Annotated in this window: 19 protein-coding genes; 1 reads left to right on the top strand and 18 read right to left on the bottom strand. The window is 35.3% G+C overall.

What is annotated here, in order from left to right; all coding sequences use genetic code 11:
* Positions 1–339 precede the first annotated feature (339 nt).
* The 11 genes from G622_RS0108200 to G622_RS0108155 form a co-directional block, all read right to left on the bottom strand.
* Positions 340–1305 (bottom strand): Coenzyme F420 hydrogenase/dehydrogenase, beta subunit C-terminal domain, encoded by a 966-nt coding sequence (locus tag G622_RS0108200; protein WP_044957370.1) that lies wholly within the window; start codon positions 1303–1305, stop codon positions 340–342.
* 172 nt (positions 1306–1477) lie between these two features.
* Positions 1478–1666 carry a 4Fe-4S binding protein gene (locus G622_RS27005; protein WP_081675238.1) on the bottom strand — a complete coding sequence of 63 codons (189 nt, stop codon included), beginning with the start codon at positions 1664–1666 and terminating at the stop codon, positions 1478–1480.
* Between the two features lie 56 nt (positions 1667–1722).
* Positions 1723–3132, bottom strand: coding sequence for a lipopolysaccharide biosynthesis protein (locus G622_RS0108195; RefSeq protein WP_026510311.1), 1410 nt, complete (start codon positions 3130–3132; stop codon positions 1723–1725).
* 255 nt (positions 3133–3387) lie between these two features.
* Positions 3388–4497 carry a polysaccharide pyruvyl transferase family protein gene (locus G622_RS0108190; protein WP_026510310.1) on the bottom strand — a complete coding sequence of 370 codons (1110 nt, stop codon included), beginning with the start codon at positions 4495–4497 and terminating at the stop codon, positions 3388–3390.
* Positions 4469–5503 carry a glycosyltransferase family 2 protein gene (locus G622_RS0108185; protein WP_026510309.1) on the bottom strand — a complete coding sequence of 345 codons (1035 nt, stop codon included), beginning with the start codon at positions 5501–5503 and terminating at the stop codon, positions 4469–4471. The genes G622_RS0108190 and G622_RS0108185 overlap by 29 nt, the downstream gene beginning before the upstream one ends.
* Complete coding sequence (locus G622_RS25685; protein ID WP_155831436.1) at positions 5503–5985, bottom strand: hypothetical protein; 483 nt, start codon at positions 5983–5985, stop codon at positions 5503–5505. The genes G622_RS0108185 and G622_RS25685 overlap by 1 nt, the downstream gene beginning before the upstream one ends.
* 685 nt (positions 5986–6670) lie before the next feature.
* Positions 6671–7387 (bottom strand): glycosyltransferase, encoded by a 717-nt coding sequence (locus G622_RS24510; protein ID WP_026510307.1) that lies wholly within the window; start codon positions 7385–7387, stop codon positions 6671–6673.
* A 173-nt stretch (positions 7388–7560) separates the two neighbouring features.
* On the bottom strand, positions 7561–8055 hold the full coding sequence (locus G622_RS0108170; RefSeq protein ID WP_026510306.1) for a glycosyltransferase: 495 nt from the start codon (positions 8053–8055) through the stop codon (positions 7561–7563).
* 22 nt (positions 8056–8077) lie between these two features.
* Positions 8078–8539, bottom strand: a complete 462-nt coding sequence (pssD, locus tag G622_RS0108165) for a PssD/Cps14F family polysaccharide biosynthesis glycosyltransferase (RefSeq protein WP_330363587.1) — start codon at positions 8537–8539, stop codon at positions 8078–8080.
* An 839-nt stretch (positions 8540–9378) separates the two neighbouring features.
* The gene (locus G622_RS24505; protein WP_049945751.1) at positions 9379–9804 is read right to left on the bottom strand and encodes a DUF2752 domain-containing protein; all 426 of its coding nucleotides are present in this window, start codon (positions 9802–9804) and stop codon (positions 9379–9381) included.
* A 1-nt stretch (position 9805) separates the two neighbouring features.
* Positions 9806–10222, bottom strand: coding sequence for a hypothetical protein (locus G622_RS0108155; RefSeq protein ID WP_026510304.1), 417 nt, complete (start codon positions 10220–10222; stop codon positions 9806–9808).
* Between the two features lie 191 nt (positions 10223–10413).
* Between G622_RS0108155 and G622_RS0108150 the strand changes: the two genes are divergently transcribed.
* Complete coding sequence (locus tag G622_RS0108150; protein WP_081675237.1) at positions 10414–10989, top strand: TetR/AcrR family transcriptional regulator; 576 nt, start codon at positions 10414–10416, stop codon at positions 10987–10989.
* A 58-nt stretch (positions 10990–11047) separates the two neighbouring features.
* On the opposite strand, the gene G622_RS0108145 is transcribed toward G622_RS0108150, so the two are convergent.
* The 7 genes from G622_RS0108145 to G622_RS22185 all read right to left on the bottom strand — a co-directional run.
* Complete coding sequence (locus G622_RS0108145; protein WP_044957368.1) at positions 11048–12646, bottom strand: AMP-binding protein; 1599 nt, start codon at positions 12644–12646, stop codon at positions 11048–11050.
* Positions 12647–12666: 20 nt separating this feature from the next.
* Positions 12667–12906, bottom strand: a complete 240-nt coding sequence (locus G622_RS0108140) for a phosphopantetheine-binding protein (RefSeq protein WP_026510301.1) — start codon at positions 12904–12906, stop codon at positions 12667–12669.
* A gap of 23 nt (positions 12907–12929) precedes the next feature.
* A complete protein-coding gene (locus G622_RS0108135; protein WP_026510300.1) occupies positions 12930–14315 on the bottom strand; it encodes a condensation domain-containing protein in 1386 nt (461 codons plus the stop codon).
* 252 nt (positions 14316–14567) lie between these two features.
* Entirely contained in the window at positions 14568–16118 is a 1551-nt protein-coding gene (locus G622_RS0108130; protein WP_026510299.1) for a Y-family DNA polymerase, read from the bottom strand.
* Between the two features lie 21 nt (positions 16119–16139).
* Complete coding sequence (locus G622_RS0108125) at positions 16140–17330, bottom strand: N-acetylmuramoyl-L-alanine amidase (protein WP_049945750.1); 1191 nt, start codon at positions 17328–17330, stop codon at positions 16140–16142.
* Positions 17331–17542: 212 nt separating this feature from the next.
* Complete coding sequence (gene pyk / locus G622_RS0108120) at positions 17543–18958, bottom strand: pyruvate kinase (protein ID WP_026510297.1); 1416 nt, start codon at positions 18956–18958, stop codon at positions 17543–17545.
* A gap of 216 nt (positions 18959–19174) precedes the next feature.
* Positions 19175–20764 (bottom strand): leucine-rich repeat protein (locus G622_RS22185; RefSeq protein ID WP_044957366.1); only part of this gene is annotated, 1590 nt, incomplete at its 5' end.

Raw genomic sequence — 20764 nt, 5'->3', positions numbered from 1 at the left:
AATTCATATCAGGGCAAGATTACACCCGCCGTAGAGAATGTTGTGGCACGTGATTTGCGTGCAGATAAGCCTAATATAAAGTAGCTTACAGACATTACAGAATTCTCTATACAAGCAGGAAAAGTATATCTTTCACCAATCATAGATTGCTTTGATGGCTTACCTGTTTCTTGGACAATAGGTGTCTCACCTATTGCAGATCTTGTTAACACTATGCTAGATTGTGCTATAAAACGCTGGAGGAGGGTGAGCGCTCGATTGTGCATAGTGACAGAGGGCACAATACCGCTGGCCAGGATGGATTGAAAGAATGGAAGCAGCTGTCTTAACAAGATCAATTTAATATAATGATTTTCGTAAAAGTTTTTTTATCATATGTTTAGCCTTATGAATAGCATCATTATTTCCATATTTAGCTGCTACATACCCAAAATCTCTGCAATTTAAGTCATCCCAAAACTCGCTTCGATTTACAGGTTCTGGAAATGGGGCCTCCAAAGGTGGTTGCATACTATCTTCTATTCTACACTTCCTAACCTCTATATCTGTCAAACTATGAAATAGTCTTTCTGCAGTACGATTATTAACAAGCACAAGTGAAACTCCCTTATTATCGTCAAAACCAGGAGCCGCTTTATCAATCCCCCAGTAATCTGCGATAGTAATATCTCCTGGATGTAAAATACTCTTATAAGCACAACTATAGCACGATGGTCTAATACACTGATGAGCATAAAAAAGATTTTTAAATATTTCACTATTCACCTTACTACCATTAGCAAAGTTCAAAGTTTCTATATGTGTGTTCCACCCAAATTCTTTTTTATTTCTAAAATCAAATCCAATGCACTTACTTTTCATATTTATTTCTTGCCATTGAATATAATTATGAAATACTTTCGGACTCGGAACACCATGGCATACAATATCCACACAAAACAATTTCGAATTATCATCTCCAATATAATTTAATAATCCAGCAACTTGGCATGAGGTACCAGTGAATAACACCCTTTTCCCAGAATCAAGGTCATATCTAACCTTCTTAAACATATCTCCAATATTACTTTGAATATACTTTGAACCCATCATTCTATCACGTTCAAATTGAGTAGTTGCTCTCATATGAACTGCATCTAAATTATTATCAAGCACACATCCATATACTACACCCCCATCATTAATAAACAAATCAGAAATTGAAGTAAAAAAGCCACCGGATCTAGAATTCATCCTAACATCCATATTTTTATGCTTTACAGCATATACTAATGGCTCTCTAAATTCGATATTTTCAAAAGTCATAACAAAAAATCACACCCGCCTCTATTGATTATTCTTTTAAACTAACATTATTACTTGTTCCAGGTTACTATTTCATCGTCTTTATATCAATCACGTATAGAATAAGACTAACCTTATTCTCACATATACTAATCACGCTAATTTCAAAATACTATTTTCAACAAAAAGTATGTCACCTCTTTTGTGGACATACTTTTATACAAAGATTGCATGATATACATTGATTACTATCTACTGACGGGTACATAAATCCCTCATCGTCAGGAACCATTGATATAGCCATTCGGGGGCAAATGGAATAACATGCAGCACATCCACAACAATCTTTCTTATAAACATACAATACTGGTTTATTTTTCATCTATAATATACTCACTCTATTATAATTAATTAGATTATTGTTAATAAAATCACACTTCAAGTTGCAAGAACTTTTTTAGCAATAATATGTTTGATAGTTTTAATTATGTCATAATTTGTATATAAAGCATAAAGAACACTTAATACAATGGCAAAAATTTTTAGTAAAACATTACTAGAATAAAAACAAACAAAAAGAACCACTATCATAAAAATATTCCTTATAAGAATTTCTTTCTTAACAGATAATTCCATCCTTTTATTTAAATCGTAATATCTTACAAAGAACATAGCAGCAAACGCTACTAAAGTTGAAATCGATGCAGCATATAATTGGAATTTTCGAATCAATGCTATATTTACTAAAATATTAATTCCCGCAGCAAGTGCTGATGTTATTGCAACTTTTTTTGTTTCTTTCTGTGCTATATATATAGTACTATAAAGCCCTACAAGTACTCTAAAAAGCATTGCCACCATAAGTATAAATACATGGTTATAACCATCGCTATAAGCCTTATTAATTAACAATGGATATAAAAATGGCATCAACGAAATCAATACATATCCAGCAGATGAAAAGAAATTAAATAAATATCCTATAGTTTCTGAAAAATAAGTATCCCTGTCCTTGTCTTGATAGTGAAGACTCACAGATTCAGTCAAAGACATATTTAATACATTATAAAAATTTATAAACATTGTAGAGAATTTATTAGCAGCAGCATAAATTCCATTTACAGCAACACCAAGGATTTTCGATACAATAACCCTATCTGAAGCATTAACAACCCACCACGCCAAATCATTTGGAATCAAAGGAAAAGAGTACTTTAAAACATTTATAAAAATCCTTACTCTAACATTTTTATAAGAGATATATTTCCAACAATTTGTCGAGAATAATAGGTAAATAATTGTTACTATCTGAGCTATTATTGTAGCAATAAATAACCCTTTTATTCCAAGCCTTAATATTGTCAAAGTAATGACACTCATAGCTGTAGTTGTTGTGACCGAAACAAAAGAAGCAATTGCGTATGACACGTTTTTGCCCAAACCTCTCTGAAATTGCATTAGAATCCCAACATACAAACTAAGAATAATATAAATGATTAAAAATGTGGCATTTTCCAACTTAAAATATAAAGATATAAACTTAAAAACACTTATAAAAACAATTCCCTGCAATGTACTAAATAATAGAATTGTTGAAAACACTTCACTTTGCTGCCTTAAATTATCCCTACACTCTAGTATATATCTAAATAATCCCTGATCTAATTGTAAATTAACTAATGGCAAAAGTATGGCAGAATAAGATAATAACAAATCATATGTTCCATACTCTGATGTAGATAAAACAGAAGTATATAATGGTAACAAGAAAAAATTCACAAATTGAGTACATATTTTTCCTATAGTTAATATTGCAGTATTTCTTGCCAACTCTCTCTGACGATTCATTTCATGGGTTCTCCTAAACAGTAATATACCTTATCTTTAACATTATTACGGCGCATGAATTCATAATACTATTATTGCACAATTAAATCACGCCATCACATTTTAACGAACAAAAGCAGAAAAAACCATTATTAAATAATGAATTTTAAATGCTAAAATTGAAGAAACTTTCAACTTAAACGAAGCAATTTGAACATATGCAAAGAACTAAATTTCTTCTAACTCTTCCATCAATTAAATATTCACATACAATTATTAAAATCCTATACTTTTTAATAACAGATCTGATGATTTTTTTCTACTTACATCAAGTGCTTTAGCAACTTCGTCCCAATTAATATTCTCAGAAACTACCCCATAAGAAATATCTCTATTTCCAACATGCAATTCGTTCATCAGGTCAGAAAGACGCAGTCTTCTTCCTTCATCAGGAATTAAATAAAAAAAAGGCACTTGCATATTTATGGCCAATGCTGACCCATGAAAAGAAGTTGAAAATACTGCCTTAGCATATCTAACCAAGTGAACAAATTCATATGGTCCTATGTTATTTAGCGCTTTCTTTATAATCCCATTTCTTTTAATGACACTTTTACACCCAATCAAAACCAATTCACATTGATTTTTCTCAGCATATTTATAGGCTGCATCAAAAATTTCATTAGAGCGAAGGACTAAATAAACTAGTACATATCTTCTATGAGAATAATCAATACCGGATTTTTCAGAAAAATCATACCAATCTCTAGTATTTAGTAAAAATGTCGGGTCTAAAGTGACAGATGACTCTATATTACAATACTCTTTCAGCATCTTTTTTCCAGACTCTTCCCTAACTAAAACACTTTTAAAGCATGATATATAATTTTTAAACAGTTGATAATCATCACTGTTAAATCTATTATTTCCAAAACTGGCAGAATAACTTACTTTTTTATTGTTATCTCTTACAAAATCCAAAAAATAAAACATATTGTGACCCGTAATATTTACATTCCAAATCTGATCACTTCCTGCAACATAGTAATCAAAATCTAATTCTATCTTTTGCCCTTCAATTATCTTATTCGTAAACTCAATCTCTTTAGCTTTACATTGTTCAAATAGCCTTTCTCGTTGTAATTTTTTTAGATATATATCCGTCCTAAATATAATGTCATACAGTATCTTAAGTTTGTTTATAAGACCTTTTCTTTTAATCAAATTATTAGAATACTTATATTGCTGTAAAAAGTCCTTATTTTCATAATCAATAACCTTTACATCGCATTTGTTATTATTAAGAAAATTGAACAATGCATACTCTTGCAAGAATGCTCCATAATTATTCGCATCATTAAATGTAACTATTGCTATTTTTTTCACGCATTTTCACCTTTATTCTAAATAAAATAAAATACAGTAAATCTAAATGAAAACCAAATAGAAGGATACCTAAATATGATTTTAGATCAAACCCCATATATCTATTTCTTGTCTTCGCTAATGAATGAGAAAAACCATATTCTCTCTTTTTACTAATTATATCTAGACATATTTTAGAGAAGCTTCTTCCAGTATCTCTAAATGAATTCTGTACAAATCGCAAATATGTATTAGCGACCATACAATCATATCCGTTTGAATAACTCGGATTTGCCATTATAATATTTTCATAAATCCAATTGTTTACATAATTCATATCATGTAACAATGAAGGTATATACTTAGTGGACATCGATGAAGGTCCCAATTGATATTGATAGAATTCTTTATCAATAATACTAATTTTCCGAGAAAAATTAATTGATTTAACAAAAAACAAATAATCTTCAGATATTTTGATGCCATCCGGAAATTGCAAATCATTTGTTCTCAATAGTTTTAGTGAGTATAATGCTCTCCAAGCATATCCATAAATATTATTTTTAGTAGATAAAACAGTCTCTAACACTTTATACTTATTTGCATTACTATATTTTAAGTAATTTAGTATACTTGTATCATTTTTCCTATCACTATTTCCAATTATACTAAAACCAAATATAGCTATGTCGGTATCAAACTCAATGCTTTTCATTAACTCTTCAATAGCGTTTTCTTTAAGACAATCATCTGAATCCAGAAATAATAAGTATTCACCACTAGCATTCAAAATACCAACATTTCGTGCGTTGCTTACTCCCTTATTATCCTGATCAAAGATTCGTATTCTTTCATCTTCAGTTTGGATATTTCTTAAAACAACACCTGTATTGTCTCGTGATCCATCATTGATAATTATTAGCTCAATATTCTTATATGTTTGATTCAATAAGCTCTCAATACAGTTTCTAATATGTTTTTCTCCATTATAAACTGGTACGACTATACTTACTAAGCTGTTTTGCATTATCTCTTTACCTCCAAAAAACTGAAGCTCAATCTTTTACCATGTATTGGATACATTGAAATGCAAGATATAGTAATAAAGTAAATACTCCAAGAAAATGTACTAGTCAAACCTGATGAAACGATATGATTAAGTACCATAAATACCATAAACAAAAAAGTATATATCCGTTTCTTTGAAAAAAACAAATATTGATAAACAAAAACAAACGCAGGTATAAAGCCAAGCTCTAAAATAATCTTTACAAAATCCATCTCCAACGCACCATCAAAAAACTTATACATAAATTCAGTAGAAGATCCAAAGCCATATGTAATCCAATGAGATGATAATAACCACCTCATTCGATCGCTTCTAGTCATAGTTAGTTTAGACATATCTATGTCAAATTTTTTCTCTATTACACTAACACTATCAGGCATAACTGCAAAATAATATAAAATCCCTACTGTAAACATTATTGCTACAGTAAATAAAAACATTTTTTTTGATACTCTTCGATTACAGCTTTCAAATAATGAAATTACATACAGAGCAACGGCCATTACTATAAATAGCCGCTTAAATGTCATTAATACAAATAGCGCACTTAATATGAAATACACCTTGTTCTCATTGTAATAACAAAAGAACACAAAAAAAGCTAAAGCTAGTCCACAATAAGTAAAAGATTCTAGCTCAGAGTACGAATCTCCAAAACTCGAAGAAATAATTGCCACATAAATTTGCTTCAAATTTAAGTCTAATGACCTTATATAAAAAATTAAAGTTAAGATTAAGCCTGATTGAAAATTAAAAAATAATGTATTTATACTCCAATTATTTATACACAAGTATCCATATATCATAGGAAATACAAGAAAAATTAATTCTTCAACAGATCTATAGCTAAAATGATTTATCAATAAAGATCTAAAAATAGAATATATAGAAATAATGAATATGAAAGGGATAAATCCACAGTATTCATTTCTCATGATTTTTTTTTTAGCTGACCCCAGCTTAAAATATGAAAATAACTCAAACATGACGCATAAGAGTAAAACCATATACTTCATCTTAGAGTACTGATTTTCAGCTGTATCGCTAGATGTCAAACAATATGAAACTAAAAGAATTAAAAACAATAATCTATGAAGCTTAATCACCATTATATCAACCTAAAAATTAACAACATTCAATATAATCCAAAACATTGTTATACATTTTGTTCCAAGATTTATACTCTTTACAAAAATCTAAGAATTTCTTCCCATGAGAATGCATAACCAATAATTCAGAATTGGATGCAATATAGAAGCCATCTTCAATTATCCTATATGCTACCTCAACATCTTCTCCCCCGTCGCCAAGTTCTAGCGCAAACGGATGCTGCAATAATAATTCTCTTCTCGCATAAGCATTACTACAACTAAAAATCCCTGGATGTATTTTATTTTCAAGCTTAATTTTATTATTCCTTCTAAAAATCTTATTCTTCAAATAACCTAATGTATTAAAAGCTTTTTCAGTCAAACTACCATCCGGCAAAGCTATAACATCACCATACCCTGCACCAATTAAAGAGTTTTGAAACATGCTATTTATGTCTTCTAAAAATGTATCTTTTACAGGTACAGAATGTCCGCTCAAGAAACAAATAATATCTCCTTGCGAAAGTTCCACACAAACATTACTAGCATAACTGTAATTAAAATCTTTCTTTTTTATCTTTTCTATCCTACAATCATATTCTGAAGCAATTTTCAATGTATCATCTGTAGATTCTGAATCCAAAATAATGACCTCAAAGTTGGAATACGTTTGTCTTTTCAAACTTTCTAATACTTCACGAATATGCTTTTGCTCATTATACACTCTAATTACTACACTTATCTTATACATAATATCCTTACCTCAATTTCAAATCACCTAACCATTGACACATTACATCACATAATAAACATAATTGCAACAAGTGTTATTAATCCTAATTTTTGAAAAAAGAGTAAAAACTTATACCCATAGAAATATTAACTTTACACCATTTACGCTGTATAACAATATACCAACTTTATTCATCTACTCACCAATTCTTTAATATTTTCTTCAAAGCCCTCAATAAATTTATCGTTATTACTGCTTCTACCAACCTTCATTTTCCCAACAATCTGATTATATTCCTGTATAATTTCGCCTAAGCGCTTCTCATCTTCTACGAGGATTATACTTTTCATTCGATCACTAATCATTCTACAGAATGTAAGCTGATGATCATTTACATGCTCATCAAATTCTTTTTTTCTGGGAACAACAATTGGAACCTTGCCTTTTTGAAGCGGTGCGATAAACGAGCTTGGGCCACCATGTGTAATTATAATTCGAGCTTTATCCATATTTTTATTCATTTGCTGAAAAGAAAACAATCTACTCCATTTAGCAAATTTCGGCTCATAATTTGAAAATCCCGTCTGGATAATGACTTCTTCATCATTTTTTTCTGCCCATTTATCCATATATTCAATAAGCCTATTAAATGGTTGCTCATGTGTTCCAACTGTTACAAATATCATTTCGTGTAAACTCCTAGCTCAATCAAAATATACATCCCAAGTTAATAGCTTTAGGATATACCTTCTTCATTTCTTCCCATTCTACAAAAAACTTATCAGTTACAGGATAACAAAGTCTTCCTGCTATTGTAGGTGCATCTATTCGATCAAATACTTCAATATATACAGTCTTAGCACCAATAAGTTTACCAATCCAAAAAAATGGAATTGCAGGTGCTGCACCGGATGTAATAATTAGTGTGGGACGTTCTTTAAACAGTATCCTGATTGCTCTAAATGTGTTTATAATTAGCGCCTTAATACTACGATTAGAAGGATAATATGCCGGATATATCTTTTCTCCTTCCAATAGACTCCTTGCATCTTCCTTATCAAATGTTACCCAAAACCTATCCTTATCCTGCCAATATTTCTTAAGCATATATAGATGTGCAAGATGCCCCCCTGATGATCCAACAAGACAAATTTTCAGATTCTTCCCCATATTATTTTCTCTCCTTTTTTCATACTTTCCCCTCAATAAATTGCTCAAAACATCATATTTAGCATAAATTATCAGCTATCCCATAACCATTAACATATCTATATAATTTACCTATATATAACAACTATCAATAGCTGTTATTCGACTTATACTGGAAGATTGCAATCCCCACTGCAAAACTATAAAAGTACAATTAGCATACTCAGATAACATATTATTGATGCATCCACAACAATCTCCGAGGTGATGAATCAAGTAATATGATGTCTTATTCTTATCAATCTATCTAAAAATCCATAGCTGATGTAACAATCGTGGTATTTGAAAAGATATAAATCATTGATGATGAAAGCTCACATAGAATTAAGAAAAGCACCATATATTCTAAAGTAATAACACTTCAATCACCAGCCAGAGTTCTATAATCAAGATGTATCTCTTAAGAATGTAGAGAAATCTGTAGCCTATCTCATCCTCTCATATGAATTGTGTTTAATTTTTTCAAAATAAATTCAATTCCTTGAAACTTATTTTTTACTAAAAGATATTATACTAATCACCTCTAGATTATTGCAATATGAAATTTATAATTTTTTAATATTTTTTTTATAATTTTATAATTTGCATTATCATTTACTTTCAAAGAGTTTGATAACTTTTTGAATAGTAAGACACAATATCATATTTTAACTTTATTAAAGGACAAATATCAAAATACAGCTGTAGTCTCTGAATTGACTGACAGCTGCTTATTCTCTGAATATAAGAATACTTTTTATGGAATATCTAAAGAAATTTCCAAATGATTGAAATGATTAAATATTCAAGAAAATTCATAATCAATATGCAAGTGAAAGAATAGACGGTATATTACGATACACACAAAATACCACCATCACAATACAGCAAAAAACCAGAAATATATTTTCCCATAGTTTCATTTTTGTACTGCCGGTGCGTATGATATTTATGCCTTTGTAGATAAGATAAGCCACAATTATCGGCATCATGGTTACTGAAAGGACATTGTAGTGAACTGCTCCATGTATATTTCCTTTTGCAAGCTCAATAGCAGCATGCGTCATGCCGCACCCCGGACATTGAAGTCCGGTAAATAGTCTGAATACGCATGGAATACCAAAACCGGTAAGTGAAAAGACTATTGTGTTCGCAAGTAGAATTCCCACAATTATTGCTGTATCAGTAAAAATTGATCTGATATTTGGATTTTTAAATTTTTTGTTTATACGCTTTATTTTTTCCATATTATATTATGCTCTTTAAAATAAGAAGAGATAGAATATCATTTATCCATATCTCAGTTTTATCAGAAAGTACCAATGTTCCTTTATATGTATCTATGCGCTTTACCCTGACTTCTCTTGTAACATATTCGCCGCCGCTTTTTAATTCATCCGGTACAAAAAAGGTAACTGTTACTACTCTCTCGCCATCCCTTAATTTTAACTCAAGGTCAGATAACTTCTCATTTATTTCTGCCTTCTTTTCTTCCGTAAGTTCGATTTTTTCTTCAGTATATCTGGCTGTTTCAGCCACCGCATCATCATATCCGGTCAGCGCCGCAAAGGGCATAAACTGCGCCGCCCTGTTCTCAATCGGCATAGGCTGATGATTCTTCGAAACAGGCCTTTTAATATTTATAATGTCATCATATTTTCCCATAAAAATCCTTATCGAAACAATTATGGCTAATAGCCACAGTTTCAAACTTGGTTCAACTATTTTTGATCATATATCTGATTCAATTGAACATATTCGATTAACAGTTTTAATTATACCCTAAAACTGATAGAATCTATGTATTATGTTTAAGGATATTGTATATCGTTTTTCATACACCGGAAAGGCTAATCATGAACGAACTTGACGAGAGATACAGCACCGCGGAAGAAGCAATTATTGATGCATTCTTTTTACTTATTAAAGAAAAGGATTTTGAAAAGATCACCGTTGCAGATGTGATAAAGAAAGCCGGCATTGTGCGCAGCACTTTCTATAATCATTATGAAAATATCCCCGCGCTTGTAAGCGCAGCCGAGGATAAAACTATTGATGATATATTTCACATGATGGAGTCCTTCCATCCCAAAAACGACAAGGATCTATGCAAATCCTACTTTTTAGCCATCTGCAATTACACAAAGAAAAACCCCTTTCTTTCAAGTCTCCTTGAAAGCGCAAGGGGCGATGTATTCTTTGGAAAAGCTATGACAATGTTCCATCAATATGTCACCACAGTATCTGATACAATTTCCGGCAGCAATGTGTCCAAGGAAAAGTACTCGTATCTCATAGCCGGGATTATTGGCTGTAACATCGGCGTACTCCATAAATGGATAGCTGAAGATTTTAAGACAGAAGCAGAAAATGTAGCAGATATACTTACTACTATTTTCCTGAATGGAATTCTTCCATTTATGTGTGAGTAACTATGACAGGAGCTGCTGTCTTTTTGTATATTACTTAAGCTCTCATCAACAATCAAACTCATGCAGCAGGATTCTCTTTAAGGGCATCCTGTCTTTTTATTTTACCTGTAGAATTTCTTATAAAAGGTGTACGCCTGATCACGATAGCTGTTATATGGCGATATGTGGGCTGTCCGCTATTGTATTCATCTATAAATCTCTGAATCTCTTCACGAAGTTCCTCCGGTGATAATCCCTTTTTATCAACTAGCTCTGTCTCCGGATAAATCCTTGCAGTCAGTCCGTTATTTTCACCAGTTACAATAACTTCTGAAATAAGCGGATTTAACGAAAGTTTATTCTCAATTTCCTCAGGTGATACATTTTCACCATTAGACATGATGATGAGATTCTTCACTCTGCCATTAATGAAAAGATAACCATCCTCATCGAGATATCCTTTATCTCCGGTATGAAGCCATCCATCCTTCAATGCATCTTCTGTCTCTGCAGGCATTTTATAATATCCCTTCATAACACTCGTGCCGCGGACAAGAATCTCGCCATTTTCAAATGCAAGCTCCACGTTATCAACTGGCCGCCCTATGGAACCGGGCTTGTGATTACTTACAGTATTGGTTGTAATAACCGGTGAACACTCGCTCATGCCGTAACCCTCAAGGATATCCACTCCGTACTCAGCAAACTTCTCAATATAAAAGGGATCAAGATGCGCACCGCCGGTAAATATAATTCTGAGATTACCGCCAAAAACTTTTGCTGCAAGAGCCTTCTTAATCATTAAACTACTCTCTTCTGTCGATGACTCCGCCTTACTTATTCCAACTTCTGATGATCCATCATCTTTATTCACTCCAACTCTTAAAAATGCATCTGCTTCTGCTGCAGCAATCTTCTTATAAATAGTCTCTATCATCAGCGGGACCATAAGCATTACTTCAGGCTTAAAAATGGACATGTTTCTAACCATGTGCATAAATGAATCATTGATGCATATGGTTGCACCAAGAGAAAGTGTCTTAAGATAATCCATAACAAGACAGTATGCGTGATGAATCGGAAGGACACTTAATGTAACACATCCAGGCTTTGCATCATATTCAACTGCTCTGACATTGTCTGAAAGATTCTGCTGAGTCAGCATTACACCCTTACTTTTTCCGGTGGTTCCGGAGGTATAGATTATGGTTGCAATCTCATATTCCATAGCTCCGGGAACATCGAATTCTGCCTCAGAGAAATTGGAAAACTCATTTTCTGTAAGCATCCATATTCGCTTTATTTTTGGACAGTTTTCATATACCTTCTTATATAAATTAGCTCTGGAAGCACCGAGAAAAAGTGCCTCTGAATCGGATCTGTTAAGTAGCTCTATCAGTTCATCATCAGGAAGTCCTGCATCCAACGGAACCGCTATATTAGTACCTGTCACTATTCCAAGATATCCCTCCAGCCATTCCGTAGAGCTTGCTCCGATAAGCGCAATATGCGAACCTCTAAAGTTCTCCTTTTCCAAAAGTGTTCTCACATTTCTTATAATGTGATCCAGCTCACCATAGCTTTTTTCATGAATATTCTTTTTCTCAAGCCACCTTAAAGCTGTAATATCTCTAAAATCATAAACTGCTTTATCCCATATATCCCTTATATTTCTCATACACACTCCTTATTCGTTATTCAACCAGCCATCTCAAGTTCGTTAAGAAGCTCTAATGCCTCCCCTACTGTATGGATTGATGTTGCTTTTTCCTGCTCCAGCTCCACATCAAATTCATCCTCAAGCTCTCCTAAAAATGACATAAAATCAAGTGATGAAAAACCCAGATCCTCACGAAAGCGAAGTGCGTTTTTCATATCCTTTGCTGATACCTCACAGTACTGTGCAATTATTTCCTTAAATTTCATTTCTTTACTCATAACCTGTCTCCTCCTATTATCTTTCAGACTGTTTCCATAATGCTTCCTACTGTCATATCCGGATTTTGAACCCCCATAAAGAGGATTCGCATCAGATAATAATTAAGCAGCTCCATATCCTTTTCATTAAGCTTCACTGTCTGATAATGATACGAAAAATTCATGCCACCATCCTCTGTATGGGATACTGTCAGATACATTTTCTTAGTGGCTGCACCATTGGCAAACCACTTGGCATGCATCGGAATATTTTTAAGAAAAGGATTGTCCATCTTAACAGTCATGGGCTGATAAGTCAGGTAGCAGCTCTCATAGGTGGTATCATCCGGCGTGTTATATCTTTTTCTGATCTCGTCATAAATCAGCGTGGGATCGTAGTTGCTATGCATATAAATCTTATTCTGAATTGTCTGTATTTCAAAAGCAGCTGATAAAAAATCAGTATCAGAACTTATGACTGTCCTGCAGGGGAACATTATCGTTCTGCTTCCACCTGAAGTCCATTCGTCCTTAGTTGACCTTCTGGAAATAAAATTCTGAACCGAAATATCCTCCTGCCCGTCATTCTGTTTTGACAGATATGTCCTTAGTCCCAGTAATAAAAGGTTAGTCATTGATAACCCGTGATTGATGCAGAAATCCATCAGTTCCTTTGTTGGTCCGGGGTCCAGTTTATAATCCTTAACTGCAACAAATAACTCTTTTCTTTCTATATCAGCGCTTCGAAGCTTTTTGTTATTATGCCTTTTTCTCGACTCTTCCAGCACTGACGGCCCCTGAATATCTGAATACACCGGTTCACCATACATATCCAATTGCTCGTCCCAGAATTTCTTATCCTTTATGAACCGCTTTTCATTTCCTGCTTTTCTTAAATCAGATTCAAGTACCAACTCAAAATCGGCCAGATCCTGCGGATACTCTGAGCCAAACCTATAATGGGTGTACAGCGACATGATATCGTTTGTCATGACCATAACTCCACAGGAATCAATGAGCCTGTGATCCATGTGTATGAAAAACCCACGATACCCTTCAGGAAGCTTTATCATAAAAACTTCGCACATAGGAATGTCATCTCCATCAAAGGTCTGATATGCCCAACTTTGCATAAGGTCATCAGCTTCTTTAAGGCTCATCCCGGATAAATCCTTTAACGGTATATCCCGGTGATCCTTTTTAATTATGTACTGACTGATCTGACCATCTTCATCTGCTTTTGTAAAGCGCACCCTCATGCAGCCATAGCGTTCCATTTCAAGTTCGATACACTTTTTTAATAACCCAAAATCAAGCTCTGCCTTTAGTGCTGCCACGACGCTAAGCCCTGAAACCTGCTGCGTGCCGTATTCTCTTATCCATCTGTAATGCATCTTTTGTGCCGCTGTAAGCGGATATACTTTTTTCATAACGTTTCCTCATAAGTTCTTGTTTTCTTTAACAACACAGACGTTATCATAATAGTTTCCGCAAGGCCATACCCTGAAGCTCTTAATGAACACATGCATAAAAAATGACCGAAACTTATCGAACACTTTTTCATAAAACGTTCGTTAATTCGGTCATTCTGCAAATCCCATATATAACTTTTCAAATAACTTCAACTTCTTAATATCCAACAATGATAATCATTTTCATACAAAATCATCATTATTAGGTCTTCAGGCCTTGTGTCCGCCAATCTGCCTGCCTCTCTCAAGTCCGGTGGCACCCTCTTGCAGACTGGTTCCCTTCACAATGGCATTATTTCCAAATCTTTTCTTTATTTCCAGAGCTGCCTTTTGCAGAACAAGCTCCTTCTCATCAGCGGCCTTTTCCTCCTTCTTATGGAGCTCCTTCTCTTCATAGTTCTCAAATAATGAAAGCTGCTCAAAGGATTCATCTTTTTTCTTAATCGCATCAGCCTCATCAATCACATGAACTGCCGTTATATTTAAGCGCCTTATGAGAAGTATAGGGTTAACATGCTCTTCATATATACATAGCGCAGCTTCAATAATATGACTGGACAAAGCCGTGTAAGCACTAAGATTATAACTGCCATGAGCGTGCTCAGGCGTATTCCTTCCGTAATAGTCCTTCTTTATCTTCCCATGATACTTCTTCATGATTTCCGGATTGTTTAGGCTTTCTATGTCATAACCCACAGTAAGCACCACCTGATCCGTAACTTTACCTGCTTCCAAAAGCTGCATAGAAAGCGCATCTGCCATTTCACGCACTATTATCCTTGCCTTTTCATAGGTGTACGGACAGTGCAGGACCTGACCCTGACTAAGGCTGTTATTTTCAGGCTTAAACTTTTTTATCATCTCCATGGTGCAGGGCTCATACCCCCATGCATGGTCAATCAAAAGCTCAGCATTTATTCCGAAGGTTTTATATAGAAGCTCTTCATTATGAAAATCGTTAACTCCGCCGATGCTGCACCTTGCCACATCTCCCATGGTATATAAACCGAAGGAATTGAGTTTTTTCACATACCCTTTTCCCACTCGCCAAAAATCCGTCAGTGGCTGATGCTCCCAAAGCTCTTTGCGATAACTCATCTCATCAAGCTCAGCTATCCTGACGCCATTTTCATCAGCCTTGGCATGCTTTGCCATTATATCCATCGCCACCTTACAAAGATATAAATTGGTGCCGATTCCGGCTGTTGCTGTAATCCCGGTATTGGCCTCAACCGCTTTTATCATTTCGCTGGCAAGCTCCTTCGGAGTCTTCTTATAAATCTCAAGATACTTCGTGGCATCAATGAAAACCTCATCTATTGAGTACACATGAATATCTTCAGGTGCAATGTAGCCCAGATAGACCTTGTAAATCTTAGTACTGATTTCCATATATCTCGCCATTCTGGGTACAGCTGCAACAAATGAAAGTTTCAAAGACGGATTGCTTTGAAGCTCTTCCTCGTCGTCGGATTCACCTGTAAAAACATGACCTGGAGCTTTTCTTAATCGCGCATCATTTATCTCTTTTACTTTTTGTTCAACCTCAAAAAGTCTGGCCCTTCCCGGAATCCCATATTTCTTAAGAGCCGGAGAAACTGCCAGACATATAGTTTTGGAAGTCCTGCTTCTGTCTGCAACAACGAGATTAGTAGTAAGCGGATCACGGCTTAAATCCTGACACTCAACTGAAGCATAAAAAGACTTTAAATCTATTGCGATATATGCTTTTTTTCTATCATTTTTTTCCTGTGAATTCATAGTCTAAATATTTAGCATTGATCAATTTGTAAAGTAATTATCTATACCGTTAGCAATTCCAGCAACCATTTTCTGCTGATAATCTGCGTTTGCCATGTTGGTATCGTCAGTCGGATTAGTCATGTATCCCATCTCAATTATGGTTGAAGGAACATTAGCCCAGTTTATTCCGGTCATGGTATCAGTCTCCCATACATACTGCTTCTTACAGCCCGTTGCAGCAACAAAAGAATCCAGCACACAGTCAGATAGTTTTCTGGACTGGGAATAATACGCAGCATTATATGGATTGTTAGGAGTCTGGCATATAGTCATGGCACCATTTACCGAAGTGTCCTCAGAACCGTTAGCATGAATCCTTATAAATGCCTCCGCACCTGCATTGTTTGCTATCTGTGCACGGTCAACATTACTAAGGCTTACATCATTCGATTCTCTTGTCATAACAACTGTGTATCCCCTGTTTGAAAGCTCTGCCTTTAACTTTAAGCCTATGTCCAGGGCTAATTGGTATTCTGCAAGTCCTGTAGTTCTGCCGGAAGTTCCACCTGTGACCTTCATTTTCATGTTGGTAGAACCGGGGCCATTTGGCTCCTTGTCTGTCATCGCCTTACTTTGATGTCCCGGATCTATAACAACTATGTGGCCTCCGGTTTGAGGCGGTGCTGAAACGCTAATCACGTCTGCGCTGTTTGATTCATCGGAAGGAGTCTCTGTTGGTACGTCAGAAGCATTATTCGTTGCATTAGTGTCAACTGCATTATTCTCAACATCTGCGTCAGTTGTTTTTTCTACATCCGCATTATTTTCTGCTGAAGCTGCTTCATCTTGTCCATTTTCTGCTGATGTTACCTCAGCTTCACTATCTGCTGCTTCGGTTACTTCGCTTTCATTTTCTGCAGTTGTTTTATCATCTGCATTTATTTCCGTAGTTTGCGCCTCAGTTTCATCAGCTTTTTCAGTCTGAATCCCATCTTCAGATTCCAACGCAGTATCATCGTTTAGTGTTTCAGCTATATCTTTCGTATCCGATGATGCTGAGGAATCGATTTCATCACTGGTTTCAGTTGTACCATCAGATTCATCATCTATTTTTTCAAATAAACTACTATAATCATTCTCATTTATCTCAATATCTGCTCTCTTACTACCGCACCCGGCAAGTGTAAGTATGAGAACAAGTAGGATTGAAATATTTTTTATTTTCTTCATGATAATAACCTCTGTATACCTTTTCAATATTTCTAATTTTACATAATGAGAAGAAAATATGCAAAAAAGTCCGGTTGGTAAATCCAATCGGACTTGATTTTGCTCTGGTTTTCTGATTTTATAGATACCCGCCATCTTGCCTGGCGGCACGGATTAACCTATCCATAAAAGGTTTTGATGGTCTCCTGATAAACTTTAACACTCATCTTACATTAAACATCTTCAATTTTTATAAGGTTTGTGTTACCGGATTCACCGTTGGTAACGCCACCTGTTATTACGATTTTATCGCCTTCCTTTAAATCAAAGGTTTCAATAGCAACCTTCTTGGCACTGTAGAAAAGGACATCTGTTGAAGGGAATACATCACACATCTTGGGAGTAACTGCCCATGAAAGTGAGAGCCATCTCCAGGTCTTCTCATTTGTTGTAAGGCCAATGATATCAACAGGAGAACGGAATCTTGAAACCATTCTGGCTGTACGTCCGGAAAGTGTGCAGGCTACAATTGCCTTGGCATCAAGATCTATTGCCATTCCGCAGGTAGCATGAGAAATTGCATCTACATCATTTTTGATAAGGAAATCATAGTTGTAGAAACGCTTGTTGTAGTGGATGTTCTGCTCTGTTGTCTCAGCAATCTTAGACATAGTTTCAACTGCCTGAACCGGATAAGCGCCGGCAGCTGTCTCACCAGAAAGCATGATAGCACTTGTGCCATCATAAACAGCATTTGCCACATCAGAGGTCTCTGCTCTTGTAGGACGAGGATTGTGGATCATTGATTCAAGCATCTCAGTTGCTGTTATAACTCTCTTACCGAGCATACGGCACTTGGTAATAAGATCCTTCTGGATTGCAGGAAGCTGCTCAAAAGGAACCTCAACGCCCATGTCACCTCTTGCAACCATGATACCGTCACACTCTGTACATATCTCTTCAATATTGTCATAACCGGACTGATTCTCAATCTTGGCAATAAGCTGAACCTTATCATTGCCATTATGAGCCTTAAGGAACTCATGTACATCCACCAGGTCCTGTTTCACAGAAACAAATGAGCATGCGATGAAATCAACATCATTCTGTACACCAAAAAGAATATCGGACTTATCCTGCTCTGAAAGATAAACCTGCTTGATATGTTTTCCGGGGAAACTCATACTCTTTTTATCTGAAAGCTCACCGCCTGTTATTATCTCTGTCTCAATCTTAACTCCATCAGTTGAAAGAACCTTGAACTCCAGAAGTGCATTATTAAGGAGAATTCTGTCTCCCTTAAATAATTCCTTAGCAAGATTCTTATAGCTTACGGAAACAATGGTGTCATCACCCTTGATATTCTCTGTTGTAAATGTGAATTTCTTACCTGCTTCAAGGTTGACTTTTCCATCCTTGAAAGTGCCAATTCTATACTCAGGTCCCTTGGTATCAAGAAGAATAGCAATAGGAAGCCCCAGTTCCTTACGTACTTTCTTAATTCTCTTAATTCTTGTAAGTTGCTCCTCATGATCTCCATGTGAAAAATTAAGTCTTGCCACGTTCATTCCTGCCTTGCAAAGAGCAGCAATCATCTCCTCTGATTCACTGGCAGGTCCGATGGTACATACAATTTTCGTCTTTCTCATAAAATCTCCTCTATAATATACATTAAATAAAATATAAAAACATGCTGAATAGGCATAGAAAAATTCTGCCCAAATTATAATAATATATCGTCAGTTAACAATCTATGTGTAATTTCACTAAGATTATTGCCTATTTTACATAGTTTATCTAAGGAATACGTTTTCATACAGCACATAAAAAGACTCCCGAATTTCTTCGGGAGCCTTGATGAAAGATTATTTTACTAATGCATTTGTTTGCTTTCTAATCTTTTTAACAAGCTTATTCTTTTTAGAACCTTTGAGACCCTTAACTTTGATGACTGCACTACTATGAATCTTCTTAAATGCACTGCTCTCTACTTTGAGTTTCTTGTTAGCTTTTATCTTTACTGACTTAAGCTTTTTACATTTATAGAAAGACTTTCTTCCAATTTTCATAACGTTTAATCCAATTGAAAGCTTCTTGAGTTTCTTATTCTTCGTACAAGCATTCGTTTCAATCTCAATTACAGGATATGTAACACCATCAACAGTAACTGTATTGATTGAAGCGGATTTCATATCACCAATTTTAAGAACTCTTGCTTTAGCATCTACACCGATGTGATATGTGATGCCTTCCACTGTAACTGTCATAGGAAGACGGGATACATTCTCTTCTTCCTGAGATGCCTCATCAGTATTTCCACTTGGCTGCTCAGTGCTATTGTCTTCGCCGGTGTGATTTGCAAGTGTTTCACTGTCCTGATTATTGTCGTTAGCATCTTGTACTGCATCATCGGATGAATCTTCATCGAATTCATCTTCTTCCTGCTCCTCATCTTCCTCAAGAGTTTCCCCATCACTTGAGGCATTTCCAGTAGCATCATTAACAGAATCAGAAACTGTGTTTTCAGGCTCTGTGATATCTTCATTGCTTTCGAGCTCAGGAGAGTTCTGTTCTGCATCAGAGTTTTCCTCGGCATCAGTTGATTCTTCTGCGTCACTTGCACTTTCAGATTCGCCGCCTGCTCCGGATTCGCTTCCACTTGCTGACTCGTTGTCTGCTACAGATTCACTTCCGCTTGTAGAATCGCTGCCTGCTCCTGCTGCGCTTCCACCTGTAGAATCGCCGCCTGCTCCGGATTCACTTCCGCCTGTGGACTCGCTGCCTGCTCCTGCTACAGTTCCGCCTGTCAGTACGCTACCTGCTCCTGTTTCGTTTCCGACAATCTCTTCATTACCTGTGCTGGAACCGCTACCAGATAACTTATCAGAGTTCTTTTTGCTATCATCCTCAACAGGCATGACAATATTGTTTATATTATCTGACTCTCCAACATTTTTACTTTTTTCATTCTTAACAGAATTACTATTCACAGTATCTGTTTCCCCAGTTTTATTGTCCGTATTTTCAGGTTTAGTAACCTTTTTGGACTCTTCCTCTAACTTTTCGATTGCAGAATTAAGATAATTATTTGCTGTTTTAAGTTCACTATCTGTTGCTCCTGCTTTATTTGCTGCTTCGATTTTGCCTTTAGCTGTTTCGATAGTTGCTGATGAAGGTTCATCGTCTGCTGCTTTTGCTGCTGTTTCTGCTTCTACTATTGCCTTGGCTGTTTCCGCATTCTTGATTTTTCCATTTGCTGTTTTAAGTTCATCTTGATCAACCTTTGCATCAAGTGCGTCCTGAACTGCCTTCTTTGCAGCAGTGATGTTAGCCTCTGTAGGCGTTGTCTCTGCATTCTCAGCTGCTGTGTTTGCTGCATTTAATGCTTCATTCTTTGCCTTTGCAGTTTCTGCATTCTGGATCTTTTCCTTTGCTGTCTGTAGTTCCTTCTCTTC

It is taken from the genome of Butyrivibrio sp. LC3010, from assembly GCF_000424385.1.
In the GTDB taxonomy this organism is placed as follows: domain Bacteria; phylum Bacillota; class Clostridia; order Lachnospirales; family Lachnospiraceae; genus Butyrivibrio.
Note: the sequence above shows the minus strand (reverse complement) of the source record. Positions and strands in the feature narration are given on the sequence as shown.

Bases quoted from the DNA above. Each gene is read 5' to 3' on its own strand.
- pyk (WP_026510297.1), bottom strand. From the start codon at position 18,958: ATGAGAAAGACGAAAATTGTATGTACCATCGGACCTGCCAGTGAATCA.
- G622_RS0108150 (WP_081675237.1), top strand. From the start codon at position 10,414: ATGAACGAACTTGACGAGAGATACAGCACCGCGGAAGAAGCAATTATT.
- G622_RS25685 (WP_155831436.1), bottom strand. From the start codon at position 5,985: ATGTTTTTATTTACTGTAGCAATAATGTTTACAGTAGGGATTTTATAT.
- G622_RS0108170 (WP_026510306.1), bottom strand. From the start codon at position 8,055: ATGATATTTGTAACAGTTGGAACACATGAGCAACCATTTAATAGGCTT.
- G622_RS24510 (WP_026510307.1), bottom strand. From the start codon at position 7,387: ATGTATAAGATAAGTGTAGTAATTAGAGTGTATAATGAGCAAAAGCAT.
- G622_RS0108155 (WP_026510304.1), bottom strand. From the start codon at position 10,222: ATGGGAAAATATGATGACATTATAAATATTAAAAGGCCTGTTTCGAAG.
- G622_RS0108145 (WP_044957368.1), bottom strand. From the start codon at position 12,646: ATGAGAAATATAAGGGATATATGGGATAAAGCAGTTTATGATTTTAGA.
- G622_RS0108185 (WP_026510309.1), bottom strand. From the start codon at position 5,503: ATGCAAAACAGCTTAGTAAGTATAGTCGTACCAGTTTATAATGGAGAA.
- G622_RS0108135 (WP_026510300.1), bottom strand. From the start codon at position 14,315: ATGAAAAAAGTATATCCGCTTACAGCGGCACAAAAGATGCATTACAGA.
- G622_RS0108195 (WP_026510311.1), bottom strand. From the start codon at position 3,132: ATGAATCGTCAGAGAGAGTTGGCAAGAAATACTGCAATATTAACTATA.
- G622_RS27005 (WP_081675238.1), bottom strand. From the start codon at position 1,666: ATGAAAAATAAACCAGTATTGTATGTTTATAAGAAAGATTGTTGTGGA.
- G622_RS24505 (WP_049945751.1), bottom strand. From the start codon at position 9,804: ATGGAAAAAATAAAGCGTATAAACAAAAAATTTAAAAATCCAAATATC.
- G622_RS0108140 (WP_026510301.1), bottom strand. From the start codon at position 12,906: ATGAGTAAAGAAATGAAATTTAAGGAAATAATTGCACAGTACTGTGAG.
- G622_RS0108200 (WP_044957370.1), bottom strand. From the start codon at position 1,305: ATGACTTTTGAAAATATCGAATTTAGAGAGCCATTAGTATATGCTGTA.
- pssD (WP_330363587.1), bottom strand. From the start codon at position 8,539: ATGGGGAAGAATCTGAAAATTTGTCTTGTTGGATCATCAGGGGGGCAT.
- G622_RS0108130 (WP_026510299.1), bottom strand. From the start codon at position 16,118: ATGAATTCACAGGAAAAAAATGATAGAAAAAAAGCATATATCGCAATA.
- G622_RS0108125 (WP_049945750.1), bottom strand. From the start codon at position 17,330: ATGAAGAAAATAAAAAATATTTCAATCCTACTTGTTCTCATACTTACA.